The 13,393-nt window shown below is 67.2% G+C and carries 11 protein-coding genes; 5 read left to right on the top strand and 6 right to left on the bottom strand.

Annotation, left to right across the window (positions count from 1 at the left end; all coding sequences use genetic code 11):
• Positions 1–221 precede the first annotated feature (221 nt).
• Together DBV10_RS18050 and gshA are read left to right on the top strand one after the other, a co-directional pair.
• Positions 222–1,130 (top strand): SDR family NAD(P)-dependent oxidoreductase, encoded by a 909-nt coding sequence (locus DBV10_RS18050; RefSeq protein ID WP_124514978.1) that lies wholly within the window; start codon positions 222–224, stop codon positions 1,128–1,130.
• Between the two features lie 71 nt (positions 1,131–1,201).
• Positions 1,202–2,728, top strand: coding sequence for a glutamate--cysteine ligase (gene gshA / locus DBV10_RS18045; RefSeq protein WP_124514977.1), 1,527 nt, complete (start codon positions 1,202–1,204; stop codon positions 2,726–2,728).
• A gap of 85 nt (positions 2,729–2,813) precedes the next feature.
• Here gshA and DBV10_RS18040 read toward each other — a convergent pair whose 3' ends face one another.
• Both DBV10_RS18040 and DBV10_RS18035 read right to left on the bottom strand, forming a co-directional pair.
• A complete protein-coding gene (locus DBV10_RS18040) occupies positions 2,814–2,984 on the bottom strand; it encodes an oxidoreductase-like domain-containing protein (RefSeq protein WP_370451198.1) in 171 nt (56 codons plus the stop codon).
• Between the two features lie 62 nt (positions 2,985–3,046).
• On the bottom strand, positions 3,047–3,298 hold the full coding sequence (locus DBV10_RS18035; RefSeq protein ID WP_124514976.1) for a hypothetical protein: 252 nt from the start codon (positions 3,296–3,298) through the stop codon (positions 3,047–3,049).
• A gap of 95 nt (positions 3,299–3,393) precedes the next feature.
• On the opposite strand from DBV10_RS18035, the gene ylqF reads away from it, so the two are divergent.
• Both ylqF and DBV10_RS18025 read left to right on the top strand, forming a co-directional pair.
• Positions 3,394–4,371 carry a ribosome biogenesis GTPase YlqF gene (gene ylqF, locus DBV10_RS18030; RefSeq protein ID WP_124514975.1) on the top strand — a complete coding sequence of 326 codons (978 nt, stop codon included), beginning with the start codon at positions 3,394–3,396 and terminating at the stop codon, positions 4,369–4,371.
• 170 nt (positions 4,372–4,541) lie between these two features.
• Positions 4,542–6,827: a bifunctional diguanylate cyclase/phosphodiesterase gene (locus tag DBV10_RS18025; RefSeq protein ID WP_124514974.1), complete on the top strand. Its 2,286-nt coding sequence runs from the start codon at positions 4,542–4,544 to the stop codon at positions 6,825–6,827.
• A gap of 195 nt (positions 6,828–7,022) precedes the next feature.
• Here DBV10_RS18025 and DBV10_RS22940 read toward each other — a convergent pair whose 3' ends face one another.
• On the bottom strand, positions 7,023–7,166 hold the full coding sequence (locus DBV10_RS22940) for a hypothetical protein (RefSeq protein WP_199740171.1): 144 nt from the start codon (positions 7,164–7,166) through the stop codon (positions 7,023–7,025).
• Between the two features lie 319 nt (positions 7,167–7,485).
• Between DBV10_RS22940 and DBV10_RS18020 the strand changes: the two genes are divergently transcribed.
• Positions 7,486–8,508, top strand: coding sequence for an OmpA family protein (locus DBV10_RS18020; RefSeq protein ID WP_124514973.1), 1,023 nt, complete (start codon positions 7,486–7,488; stop codon positions 8,506–8,508).
• Between the two features lie 178 nt (positions 8,509–8,686).
• On the opposite strand, the gene DBV10_RS18015 is transcribed toward DBV10_RS18020, so the two are convergent.
• From DBV10_RS18015 to DBV10_RS18005, 3 genes are all read right to left on the bottom strand, one after another.
• Positions 8,687–9,253, bottom strand: coding sequence for a hypothetical protein (locus tag DBV10_RS18015; protein WP_124514972.1), 567 nt, complete (start codon positions 9,251–9,253; stop codon positions 8,687–8,689).
• A gap of 44 nt (positions 9,254–9,297) precedes the next feature.
• Positions 9,298–9,912 carry a hypothetical protein gene (locus DBV10_RS18010; protein WP_124514971.1) on the bottom strand — a complete coding sequence of 205 codons (615 nt, stop codon included), beginning with the start codon at positions 9,910–9,912 and terminating at the stop codon, positions 9,298–9,300.
• A 246-nt stretch (positions 9,913–10,158) separates the two neighbouring features.
• The gene (locus tag DBV10_RS18005; RefSeq protein ID WP_124514970.1) at positions 10,159–13,314 is read right to left on the bottom strand and encodes a WD40 repeat domain-containing protein; all 3,156 of its coding nucleotides are present in this window, start codon (positions 13,312–13,314) and stop codon (positions 10,159–10,161) included.
• Positions 13,315–13,393: the final 79 nt, after the last annotated feature.

The following is a 13,393-nucleotide window of genomic DNA, read 5'->3' as shown; positions in this document are numbered from 1 at the left end:
GACGCGAAAGAAAGTTACTCGCCTGCCGGGCGACTCCCGGCCTCCACCCGTCAAAAAAGCACATCGCCACAACCAGCACACAAAGCAAGCTCCCCCAGTCACCTGCGCAACCCCCTCCGCCCCCCATCTCGCTTAAAGTCCCACGCGCAGCGTGCCCTCCCGGCACCCAATCCCCTTTTTGCACAACACAACCAACTAACCAACCAACAGGAGAAGCTCACATGGGTATCGACTTCCAAGGCCGCGTGGCCATCGTCACAGGCGCCGGTGGTGGCCTGGGCCGCCAACATGCGCTGGCATTGGCCGCACGCGGCGCCAAGGTGCTGGTCAATGACCTGGGCGGCGCGGTGGACGGCAGCGGCGCCACGGTGGGCGCGGCGCAGGCCGTGGTCGATGAGATCCGCGCCGCGGGCGGCGAGGCACTGGCCAATGGCGCGTCGGTCACCGACTTCGCGGCGGTCGAGGCCATGGTGCAGCAGGCCATCGACGCCTGGGGCCGGGTGGACATCCTGGTCAACAACGCCGGCATCCTGCGCGACAAGTCGTTTTCCAAGATGGACATGGCCGACTTCAACCTGGTGGTGCAGGTGCACCTGATGGGCGCCGCCCACTGCTGCAAGGCCGTGTGGCCCCACATGGTGGCGCAGCAGTACGGCCGCATCGTGATGACGACCTCGTCCACGGGCCTGTACGGCAACTTCGGCCAAAGCAACTACGGCGCAGCCAAGCTGGCCCAGGTGGGGCTGATGCAGACCCTGTCCATCGAAGGCGCGAAGAACAACATCCATGTGAACGCCCTGGCCCCCACGGCCGCCACGCGCATGACCGAGGGCCTGATGCCGCAGGAGGTGCTGGATGCCTTGAAGCCCGAGGCCGTGGTGCCCGCCATGCTGGTGCTGGCGCATGAAAGCGCTCCCACCCGCACCATCCTGTGCGCGGGCGCGGGCACCTTCGAGGCGGCCCACATCACGCTCACGCAGGGCATCCACCTGGGGATCGGCGCCGACGTGCCCGAGCAGCTGGCGGCCCGCCTGGCCGAGGTGATCGGGCGTGCGGGCGAGCAAGTACCACAAAGTGGAGCGGCGCAGGGAACCAACGAGGTAGGAAAGGCCTTGGCCGCAAGGGCTTGATGCCCCCGTGGGCGGGCCAGCCCCCAACGTGCTAAGTTCCGGGCCGACAGAAGTTGGATCGGTATAAACATATGAGCAAACTGCACGAGAGACTGGCCGCCTACCCGGCGGATGCCCTGGGGGGGATTCGCCGCGGCATCGAAAAGGAAGGCCTTCGGGTGCTGCCCACAGGCGGCCTGGCGCTCACGCCCCACCCGCTGGCGCTGGGCTCGGCGCTCACGCACCCGCTGATCACCACCGATTACAGCGAGTCGCAGCTCGAACTCATCACCGGCGCTCGCAAGGGCGTGCATGAATGTCTTGATGAGCTGACCGAGGTGCACCAGTTCGTGCACCACACCCTCAAAGACAGCGGCGGCGAGCTGCTCTGGGCGTCGAGCATGCCCTGCGGCCTGCCCACGGACGAGACGATCCCGATCGGCCGCTACGGCAGCTCCAACGTGGGCCGTGCCAAAAGCGTGTACCGCATGGGCCTGGGCCACCGCTACGGGCGGCGCATGCAGACCATTTCGGGCATCCACTACAACTGGTCGCTGCCGGGCGTGACGAGCGAGCAGTATTTCTCGCTCATCCGCAACTTCCGCCGCCATGCGTTTGTGCTGCTGTACCTGTTTGGTGCCTCGCCCGCGCTGTGCCCCTGTTTTGTGGAAGGTCGCCAGCATGGCCTGCAGCAGATGGAGGGGGGCAGCGCACTGTACCTGCCCCACGCCACCTCGCTGCGCATGGGCCGCCTGGGCTACCAGAGCGACGCGCAGGCCACGCTGGCCGTGAGCTACAACGGCCTCACGGGCTACGCCAATTCGCTGCACGAGGCGCTGACCAAACCCTACCCGGCCTACGAAACCGTGGGCGTGCGCAACCCGGGGGGCGACTACAACCAGCTGGGCACCAGCCTGCTGCAGATCGAGAACGAGTTCTACGGCACCATCCGCCCCAAGCGCACCGTGCGCACGGGCGAGCGCCCGCTGCATGCGCTGCGCGAGCGCGGCGTGGAATATGTGGAAGTGCGGCTGATGGACCTGGACCCGTTCGTGCCTGTGGGCATCACGGCGCCCACCATGCGCCTGCTGGACGTGTTTTTGCTGCACTGCTTGCTGTCCGACAGCCCGCCCGACACGCCGGCCGAGATTGCCGAACTCAAGCACAACCAGCACCTCACCGCCGAGCGGGGGCGCGAACCCGGCCTGCACCTCACGCGCAACGGCCAGAGCGTGCTGCTGGCCGACTGGGGCACCGAGGTGCTGGCCGCGTGCGCACCTTTGGCTGCGGCGCTGGACGCCACCCATGGCACCGATGACTACAGCGCCGCGCTGCGCGATGCCCGTGCGCTGATGTCCGCGCCCGAGCGCACACCGTCAGCCCGCGTGCTCGGCAGCATCGTGGGCGAGCATCACCACAGCTTTGAGTCTTTTGCCCGCCAGCAATCCGTCGCCGCGCGTGACGCGCTGCTGGGCCTGCCGTGGACGGCAGAGCAGCAGGCGCGCTACCTGGCGATGGCGGATGAATCGATTGCCGCACAGAAGGCCATCGAGGCGGCGGACACACTGCCCTTTGAGGAATGGCGCGAGCAATACATGTCAGTCAAGGAGCTCGGGTGATGCGGCACGCAGGCTGCATTCACTCCTGATTTGATAGCTTCTTGCGCTTGTCTATAAAGCGCTAGAGGCCGATTTGGCTGAAAATTCAGCCCTCCAGCTGCAACAGTGCCTCTTGCCGCCAATACTCGGCGGCGTCTAGAAACCCCTCCCACACGCAGCCATTGCAGCCACGTCCGCAGCAGGTGGTGGGCTCGGGAGGCGGGTTGCGCAGCGTGATGCCGGCCTGCGCGGCGCGCTGCTGCAGGGACTGGAACATTTGCTGCGCGGAGGCCCCGTCAACCGCCGGGGCTGGAGCTGGTGCGCTGGCGCCGGGCAACATCACGGCTGGCGGCGCCCGGCCTTGGCGCGGCGCATGCCGTACTGCACCCCAAACGCAAGGCCCAGCACCAGCGCAAACCAGCCCACCAGGGCCGCCTGACTCATGAGATCGCGCACGCTGTCCGAGCGGGCGACATAGGGCGCCAGCAGGATAACCAGGCCGATCAGGGCGCAGGTCACGCCCTTGAACAGCAGCTCCTTGTCGGCCTTGCGGGCGGTGGATTGGCGCGGGGTGTCGAGAGGGGCTGGCATGGTGGTCAAAAAACGCGGTGGAGAGGGGCGGTAGGGACCGCGATTATCCTTGCCACCCTCAGACAGTATCGAAAACACAAGAAAGTACCCCTCGCATGGCCATCCAGTGGTTCCCCGGTCACATGCACCTGACCAAGAAAGCGATCACCGAACGCATCAAGGACATCGACGTGGTGATCGAAGTGCTGGACGCACGCCTGCCCGGCTCCAGCGCCAACCCGCTGCTGGCCGAGATCACGGGCCACAAGCCCACGCTCAAGGTGCTCAACAAGCAGGATGTGGCCGACCCCGAGCGCACCGCGCTGTGGGTGGATTGGTACAACGCCCAGAGCGACACGCGCGCCGTGCCGCTCGATGCGTCCGACCCCGCGCCCGCGCGCAAGCTCATCGACGCCTGCCACCTGCTGTCGCCCAACCGGGGCGGCATGGCCAAGCCCATGCGGGTGCTGATCTGCGGCGTGCCCAACGTGGGCAAATCCACGCTCATCAATACGCTCAGCAACAAGCGCCAGGCCAAGACAGGTGACGAGGCGGGCATCACCAAGCTGGAGCAGCGCATCACGCTGGCCGACGACTTCTACCTGTGGGACACGCCCGGCATGCTGTGGCCGCGCATCATCGTGCCCGAAAGCGGCTACAACCTGGCCGCCAGCGGCGCGGTGGGCCGCAATGCCTACGACGAGGAACTGGTGGCCCTGGAGCTGCTGCGCCGCCTGCAGCAGCACTATGCCCCGTTGCTGGAGGCGCGCTACAAGCTGGGCCTGCCCGCTGGCAGCATGGCCACCATGCAGGACGATGAACTGCTCGAAGCCATTGGCCGAAAGCGCGGCGCCATGCTGGGAGGGGGGCGTGTCAACCTGCAGAAGACGGCAGAGATCGTGATGACCGACTTCCGCGCGGCCATCCTGGGGCGCATCACGCTGGAGACGCCTGCAGAATTTGAGGCCTGGCGCACCGCCGGCCTGGCCGAAGACGCCAAGCGCCAGGCCAAGAAGGACGCCCGTGCCAAGGCCAAGGGCAAGGGCTCGGGGGTGCGGGAGCCTGCCCCGGGCAGCGAAGACGGCGCGGACTGATCCGCCGCCCCTCCCCGGGCACTGCCGGGGCAGGCCTTTGGCGCCGGAAGGGGCAGGGCGGGCCGCATGTACCCTCCCGTGTTGCAGGGGTGCTGCTGTTGGCACTTTGCTGGTAGGCGTTTGGGATGGCTGCGGTTAGGATGGTTTCCTCCCCCGCAATCCCAGTCGCCATGGCCGAAGCCCTTGCCGTTCCGCTGCCCGACCACGAAGACGCCACCACACGCCATCTGGTGCGTGTGGCAGGCTGGGCCGTGATGCTGATTGGCAGCGTCATCGGCTTGTTGCTGATGTGGGATGAGCCCGTGCAGCCGGTGCGCGTGGCGCTCAACTTTGTGGCGGCCTCGGTGGGGGGCGTGGCGCTGCTGCTGGCGCGCCGGCAGCGCTGGACGCAGGCGGCCCACCTGCTGGTATGGGGCGTGTGGGTGTCGGTGTCGCTGGTGGCGGCCCGCAATGGCGGCGTCAATGGCCCCAACCTGCTCAACTACCCTGTGCTCATCGTGCTGACCGGCTGGCTGCTGGGCGTGCGCGCCACGGTCATCCTGGTGGGGCTCACGGCGCTGCTGTTCCTGGGGTTCATCGGGGCCGACATCCTGGGCGTGTTCAAGCCGGTGCAGGCGGCCAACCGCATGGCGACGGCGGTGTATCTGGCGGGCATTCTGTCGTTCACGGCGGCCGCCACGCTGCTGTCGCGCCGCAGCTACATGAACCGGGTGCAGGAGGCGCAGCGGATCGCAGCCAGCCTGGTCGCCAGCGAGGCCGCACTGCGCAAGCTGCTGCGGGCGGTGGAGCAAAGCCCCGAGAGCATCGTCATCACCGACCTGGATGAAAACGTCGAATATGTGAACGACGCCTTTGTGCGCCGCACGGGCTATGCGCGCGACGAGGTGGTGGGCGGCGCCTCGGCCAGCTATTCCAGCAATGGCCTGGCCCCCGCGCAACGCGAGGGCCTGCGCGCGACCCTGGCCCGGGGTGACAGCTGGGCGGGCGAACAGGTCAACTACCGCAAGGACGGGCAGGCACTGATCGAGTCGGTGGTGGTGGCGCCCATCCGCCAGCCCGATGGTTCCGTGAGCCACTATGTGGAACTCAAGCAGGACATTACCGAGCGCAAGCGCGCGGCCGATGAAATCCACCGCCTGGCCCATTTCGACAGCCTCACCAGCCTGCCCAACCGCTCCACGCTGATGGAGCGGCTGCAGGTGCTGCGCGGGCGGGGGGGGCGCCCGCCCTCCACCCAGCATGCGCTGCTGCTGCTGGACCTGGACCGCTTCACCACGTTCAACGACGCGCGCGGCAGTGAGATGGGGGACCGCCTGCTGTGCGCCGTGGCGCTGCGCCTGTCCGAAATCCTGCCAGCCCAGAGCCTGCTGGTGCGCGTGGCGGGGGACGAGTTTGCCGTGGTGCTGCATGGCCTGGGGGTGGATGTCTCGCTGGCCGGTCGCCATGCACTGGCCTTTGCCGAGAAGCTGCAGACCGCCCTGTTGCGCCCCCTGCGCCTGGAAGGCGACGCGCAGGACGCCCAGCTGGGGGCGAGCGTGGGCATCACCCTGTACCCGCAAAGTGCAAGCGATGGCGCGCACGACGCACTGCGGCGCGCCGGCATGGCCTTGCACCGGGCCAAGCAGGCGGGCGGCGGGCAGGCTGCGTTCTTCGAGCAAGGCATGGGGGAGGTGGCGGAGCAGCGCTTCCGCCTGGAGCGCGAACTGCGCCACGCGATTGGTGCGGGCGAGCTGAGGCTGCACCTGCAGTCGCAGGTGGACGTGCAGGGCCAGATCACGGGGGCCGAGGTGCTGGTGCGCTGGCAGCATCCACGCGACGGCCTGGTGCCGCCGGGCGTGTTCATTCCCATCGCCGAAGAGTCGGACCTCATCGTGAGCCTGGGCGACTGGGTGCTGGCACATGCCTGCGCACTGCTGGCCCAGCCGGCGTTCCGCGAGCGGCGGCTGCGGCTGTCGGTCAACCTCAGCGCCCGGCAGTTCCGGCAGGCGGGCTTTGTGACGCAGGTGCGTGCGCTGCTGGCCTCCACGGGGGCCGACCCTCGGCTGCTCACCCTGGAGGTGACGGAAGGGCTGGTGATCGAAGACTTCGACGACACAGTGGCCAAGATGCGGGAGCTGGCCGTGCTGGGCGTGGACATCTCGCTCGACGACTTTGGTACGGGCTATTCGTCGCTGGCTTACCTCAAGCGCCTGCCGATCCAGGAGATCAAGATCGACCGCTCCTTTGTGCACGAGGCGCCCACCAACGCCGACGACGGCGTACTGGTGGAAGGCATCCTGTCGGTGGCGCGCCACTTTGGCCTGCGCGTGGTGGCCGAAGGGGTCGAGACCCAGGCACAAGCAGACTTCCTGAGCCTGCGCGCCCCGGACATCGTGTACCAGGGCTACCTGTTCGGCCGGCCCGAGCCCGACACGCAGTGGCTGGCCCGCCTGGTGCCCGCCGAGGCCTTGCGGTAGGGGCGGGATGGCGGATTCGGGGGCATTGAACCCCTGAACCCCTGAGGCAATGAATAAAAAATAGCCGCCAGCGCTTGGTCCATCAGCGCTGGCAGCACTATTTTTGATAGTGGCTGCATGTCTTCATGCACACCCCTGCGCATGTCCGCTGGCAGGGGGGCAGTGCTGGGCACCGCCGGGCCCCTACGTGTCTGGCTACTTGTTCTTGTCCTTGCCCTTGGGGATGACGCTGGTGATCGGCGGCATGGGGCGGTCGGAGCCGGAGTGCTCCTTGGGGAGCGAAGTGTCCTTCTTGGGTTTCTTTGCCATCTTGTTGCTGCGTTGTTCGCCTTTGGCCATGGGGCCTCCTTGTGAAAGGTCTCGGGATGGGACCGTGCCGCATGGTACGTCACAAACCCGCAGGGTTTCGTGGGCGGGACGCTGACTGCGGCCCGGGTCACGCGTGCAGGCCGGTGCCGCACCGTGGGACCGGCCTGGCTGCACAAGGCAAGCCGCTGCTCGGTGTGGCCACCGCCAGCAGGGTGCGCTTGGCCACGCCAGGCCAGTGGGCCCCTGCCGCCGCCAGGGCCTCGCCTATGATGGCTGCGGCCCACCACCCTGGCGCAGCGCGGGGGCGTGGGCCCAGGCTGCAAGACGTGCTGTCAACCGGAGACTGCTTATGACCCTGAGACTGTTTCGCCAATGGGGCGCATCGCTGTGCCTTGGCTTCCTGGCCCTGGCCAGCCAGGCCCCGGCCGCTGCGCAAGACCTGCCCGGCGCCAAGGACCACCCGGCCGTGAAGCGCTTTGGCGGCAGCGCCATCGTGGGCTACGAGGTGCGCAACTTCGACGCCGTGGAGTTCCAGACCTCCACCTTCAAGGAGTTCGACCTGCAGGCCTACAAGCGGCGCTACGTGCAGCCCCCGCTGGCGCTCGAAGGCAAGCTCACCCGCCTGTGGTACGAAGCCCCCGGCGCCACGCGGTCGCTGGAGCTGTTTCGCAACTACGCCAACGATCTCGCTGCTGGTGGCTTCACCGTGCTCTACGACTCCACCCGCGACAGTGCTGCGGGCAGCTACACCAACTTTCTGGCCAACTTCAGCAGCGGCCAGCGCGACGCCATCAAGAACAACCGCAGCGAATACGTGATGTACGCCGCCGACGCCAGCACCGTGCGCACCGGCACCTTCCAGAAGGGCAGCACCACCGTGCGCCTGGTCTCCATCGACTGGCCCAAGGAAGACACCACCTACAAGTCCCGGCAGGGCGCCTACATTGCGGTGGACATCCTGGAGACCAAGGCCATGGAGCAGAACATGGTGGTGGTCAGCGCGTCCGACATCAGCAAATCCATCACCGCCAACGGCAAGGTCGCCATCTACGGCATCCTGTTCGACACCGGCAAGGCCGATGTGAAGCCCGAGTCCAAACCCTCGCTGGAGCAGATCGCAGCCTTCCTGAAGGCCGAGCCCACCGTCAAGCTGCACGTGGTGGGCCATACCGACAGCGTGGGCGGCTTCGACAGCAACCTGGCCCTGTCCAAACGCCGTGCCGATGCGGTGGCTGCGGCGCTGGCCAAGGACTACGGCATTGCGGTGGGGCGCCTGGTGGGCAACGGCGTGGCGTCGCTCGCGCCTGTGGCGAGCAACAGCAGTGATGAAGGCCGGGCGAAGAACCGGCGGGTGGAGCTGGTGCCCCAGTAGGGGTGTGCGAATGGTGAGCGGCTGGGTAGCCGCAGGCGGGGGAGGGGGTTGAAGGGGAGGCTGGCGCTATCCGCCGGGAGGGGCTTGTGGCAGTAGAGACACTGGGTGCCTCACTCTTTGCCATGAGAGGCTCGGCCCGGCTTGCCGGGGCGGGTCCTTCCGATGGAGGGGCTGGGTGTCATTGGTCGAACTTCTCGGATGCGCATTGCGACGGGCCCTTGTCATTGACGGCAGTCACGACCAGAAAGTTGACGGTCACCTGGTAGCGCTTGCCATTTGCGCGAATCTCGTAGACCGCCTGGTCCTTTCCCAGATACCCGAGGTCGGGCATGAAGGTGTAGTGGTAGGAGGTGGTTCCAGGTGGAAAGAGGGTTGTCTTGCCCCCCGGAAGGTGGCTCTCATACCGCTTGTCAGGTGGCGTCAGGTCCTTCACTTTCCCGTGGTTCGGCGGCTTCAGCGTCGCGACCGTCAGCGCCATCTGCTGGGCGGTCGCCGGGGAGATCACATTCCCTTTGAGTTTGAGTTGCCGCAACAGGGCGTCCGGCAGTGGCGAAAAGCTGTTGCTTGCCGAAATCTCTTGCGGAGCCTGCGCTTGCTTCCATTCCGGTGGGGTGACCAAGTACCCGTCAATATCACGGCAGTAGGCGAAAGTCTGGTCGAAGGCTTGATTCCTGGAGTCGGCGGCGTAGGTTGCTCCGGCACCTGAAAGCATGAACATGAGCAGTACCGAGATCCTGTGGTTCATTCGCGTTCCTCTGATGTCCTGTGTTGGATCTGACGGGCTGGGCTTCATTTGCTGCCCCAGGTGCATTGGGTGAAGCCGCTGGCCTGGGTGATTCGGGCTTGCCGGGCATAGGTGCCGGCCGCCGAGGTGTCTCCGATCAGAACGGAGAAATCAGACAGTTCAACTTTCGCGTTGGCTTGCCAGCAGTTGGCTTGGGCAAGGCTCTGGGGTGGTGCGATCTTCACGGACGGTTGCGCTTCGTCCAGTTTGATGCGTGCGAAGTTTGTCTTGAAGAAATGTCCACCGGCCTGGAGCGTCTCCTTGCCCGGGCGGAACTCCAACTCGCCGCCGTCGTTTGGCTCAAACCGAAGGATGCCAGACGCGTGGAGCTTGCCTGTCACATGCACAGCACCGTAGATGCTCGCCTGGTCTGCGGACACCACCGCCGCAAGGCGACTCGCGGGACGGCACTCCAACAGCGCCGCCTCGCCGCGGGCGGCAATCTTGGTGTCGCCTCTGATCGACCGGATCTCAAAGCCGGGCGGAAGCGCTGCCCTCAGCCGAGAGGGGAAGGCCTCGCAGCCGTCGGCCTGACCGCAGGTGATTTTGACGCAGTCCTGGGCAAGCGCCACCTGCGCGGACGCAAGAAGCAGGGCGGGCCAAAGGAGATGCCGGTGCATGAGGCCTCGCGCAAGGTAGACCACAGAACCCGCAGGATAAGCATGACCGATGCGAGATATTCTGGACACAGATTCCTCCTGGAAGTGGCTTGTAGCCTGGGTTGGCAGTCGCAGTGCTGCGCAAACACCTTGGTATGGAAATTTTATGGAATCCGGCAGCGCGGCACCGAACGGACGATAGCGAGCACACCCGTCAAGTGCGAGCACCCCGACGCCCGTTGCAGGCCACGCACAGCCCTGTTCCCCCTACCACCGCAGCGGCCCCGCCTCATCACTCCAGAAAATCCACCGGCTGGTTTCCACATACGGTGATGTACCAATGGAGTACGGGTCCATGCCCGCCTCGCTGCGCTCCAGCCGCACCAGGTAGCCGCCGTAGCTGGCGGCCCACAGCACGCCGCCGTCGGGGGCCATGTCCATGCCGCTGATGGTGCTGCCGATGTGGTGGCGCCACAGGGCTTGCCCGTCGTCGCCAATGGCGTGCAAATACCCATCGGCGTCGCCCAGGACCACCAGGCCGGGTTGGGTGGCCGAGGCATAGACACGGCAGCGGTCGTCCAGCGTGGGCAGGTCTTCTGCGTCGGTGGGCGCATGCTGTGGCGCGTCTTGCGGCCCCTGCGCAGCGAGTGGCGAGAGCGGCACCGACAGCGTGCTGCCCCAGTACAGATGGCAGGAGTTGGCGAACAGGCGCGTGCCGTCGTGCGAGAACGCCGTGTGGTGCGGGTAGGACGACTGCGGGTCGTATTCGGCCACCAGAGTGCCCTGGGCATCGAGCAGGATGTGGCTGCTGTCCTGGTCGCCCACGGCGATGTGGCGTTCGTCGGGCGAGAGGGCCATGTGCAGCATGTCGAGGGCCAGCACGGTGACGGCCTGGCCGCCTGCCTCTTCGTCCATCTGGTTCTTGCGCCAGGTGTAGGGGCCGTCTTCGTCAAAGGTTTGCGGGTGCAGGCGTTGCACACCGTCTCCATCCTTGCTGCCGCCGTTGGCCGCGGGGGTCAGCAGGTAGATGCCGGTGGGGTTGCGCAGCAGCACGCGCTGACCGTTGTTGAAGGGAATGAGTTCGTCGCAGCGTTGCCCCAGCGGGCCGGGCGCCACGGGCATATGGGGTGGCAGGCCTTCGTTGCCACGGGGCAGCGCAAAGCGCGCAATCATCGGGCCGCCAAAGCCCTGGTGGGTGGTGAGCTGCTGGCCGTCGCTCTGGGCAAAGATGCGCCGATTGGGGGAGCGACCCAGGCCGCGCAGCGCGGGCAGCGGCTGGTGGTGCGGGCCCTGCACGGCCACCCAGTGCGCGGTGTCGTCGTAAGCAGCGCCCACGCGGGCCAGCACGCGGCCGTCGTCCAGCGTGATCACCGGGCCGATGAAGCAGCCTGCATTGGCCGCGCGCTGCACAAAGGCATCGGGAGCAAACGCAAAACGCTGGCGAAAGCGCTCGCCCAGGTCCACATCGGCATGCTGGTGGACCACGCGTGCAAGCTGCAGCACGGTGGGGGCGGCGGCCTGGCGCGGGTCGGGGGGCAGGGTGCTTTCTTCCTCTGCTTCGTCGTCACTCCCGTCGTCCGTCTCTGCGGCATCGCCCGCCGTGGGTTCGGGCATGTCTTGCGCCAGCTGGTGGGCGCGGACGGTGGCCACATAGGCCTGGCCGTCGGCCTGCCACCGGGCCGAGAGCTCCATCAGCTCCAGCGGGAAGACCGCCACATCGGGCACATCGGCCGCCAGGGGCGGGGTGGCCAGCAGTTGCACGGCCGCCTTGATGCGCCGGGCCTCGGCCTGGCGGGCGGCATCCTGTTCGGCCTGGGTGCGGATGCGGGCTTCGACCGCGCCATAAAAGCGCAGCAGGCGGGTGATGTGGTCGGCCGCACCACGGGGCAGGGGGGCGCGGCTGTCGCTCTGGCGCTGCGCGTAGGCGAACTCGACCAGTGCCGGCCCTTCGCGGGCCTCGTCCACGTTGATCTGGTAGGCGCTGTGGGCGTTGTCCTCGTCGTCGCCGGGGGCCTCATCGCCGTTGCGCCAGCTGAGCTTGAGCGCGCGGCCCCAGGGCTCGCCCTCGTGCATGCAGGGCTGGCGGGCGCCCACCCAGATGTTGCCCTCCCACCAGCCGTTGCGGTCGCTGTCCCACCAGTCGTTGTATTGGTCGGTGAACACGGGCAGGCTGGTGAAGCGCTCAATGTGTTCGGCCGTCAGCGTGGCCACCAGGCGCTGGTAAAGCGGGTAGCGCGCGCGGTGCTGCCCCACGGCCTTGCGCACATAGTCGAGCACGCCGCGCCAGGCGGTCTGGCAGGCCTGCCAGGCTTCGGGGTCAGTACCCTCGGCCAGCGCCTGCCATTCGCCGGGCTCACCCTGGTTGTAGCGGCGGTACAGCAGGGTGAGCTGCGGCGTGGTGGGCACGCTGCGGCGCAGTACGGCGGCGGCCAGCCGCTGCAGCGGGCCATGGGCTGGAGGCACCTGTTCGACTGAGAGGTAGAAGTCCCAGGTTTTCCAGACGGTGATGAACACGTTGTCGTCGCGTTGGTCGCCGTCTTCGTCCACATGCCGCTGGCAGATCGAAAAGTCGGTCTGCCCGAACCAGCCATAGGCCTTGTGCTCCTTGTGCGCGATGACCGGGGTGTGCACCACGGCCAGGATGTTTTGCACACTGATGGCGTTGTCGGCGCACAGGTCGTGCGCCAGCGGCCAGGCGGCCTGTATATCTGCGCTGCCATGCACCGCGCTGTCGCCAGCCCGCACGGCGGCCACCACCTGGCGGCGGTCCAGCAGGGCTGCCAGGCCGTCCTCGCCCGCGTCCACGCCGCTGTGGAATTCGGGGGCAAAAACGGCGCCCAGCACCTCGCTGGAGAACTCCGCCAGGTGCGGCGCGGGGCGCACCTCGTCCAGCAGAAACTCCACCTGCTCGGGGCCTTCGATGTGCAGGTGGTATTCGTCGGTGAACAGCGCCACGCGGGCCTGCAGCCCGCCGTGCACGCGCAGCTCGCCATGGTTGTAGTGGCCCCACAGCAGGTCCTGCACCCGCAGCGCACCTTGCACACACACCAGTTGCCCGCCGATCACGGCGTTGTGCACCTGGGCGTTGCCGGTGACGATGAGGTGGGTGGTGCCGTCGGTGTCGCTGCTGGTCAGCGCGCCGTCGATCTGAAGGTGGCCGTCCACGAGGATGAGAAAAGGCGCGCGGGGTAGGGGGCTGCCGCTTGGAGGCTCTGATAGCCCATCCAGCCAACTGCGCAGCGGGCTGCCGCTGGCCAGAGGCGCGTCCAGGTGCAGCTCGTGCCAATGCACGTCGCCGGTGATCCACAGCACGGCTTCTTCAGCCAGCGCACCGGAGTCTTGTTCCAGGCGTTCGGCGATCCAGCAATCGGGCGGAAGCCGGGAGGCCACGGCGGCCAGCGGGCAAAGTCGGGCGGTGGGCATGGTTCAGCAGCGGGGAGGAGGGCAGTGGGACACAACCGGCGGGCATCGTACACCGCAGCCTGCACGCTTCATGCTTTGC

Origin of the sequence: Acidovorax sp. FJL06, assembly GCF_003852545.1 — a bacterium.
Taxonomy (GTDB): Bacteria; Pseudomonadota; Gammaproteobacteria; order Burkholderiales; family Burkholderiaceae_C; genus Acidovorax.
The sequence above is the reverse complement of the archived record's forward strand: the minus strand, read 5'-3'. Positions and strand labels throughout refer to the sequence as shown.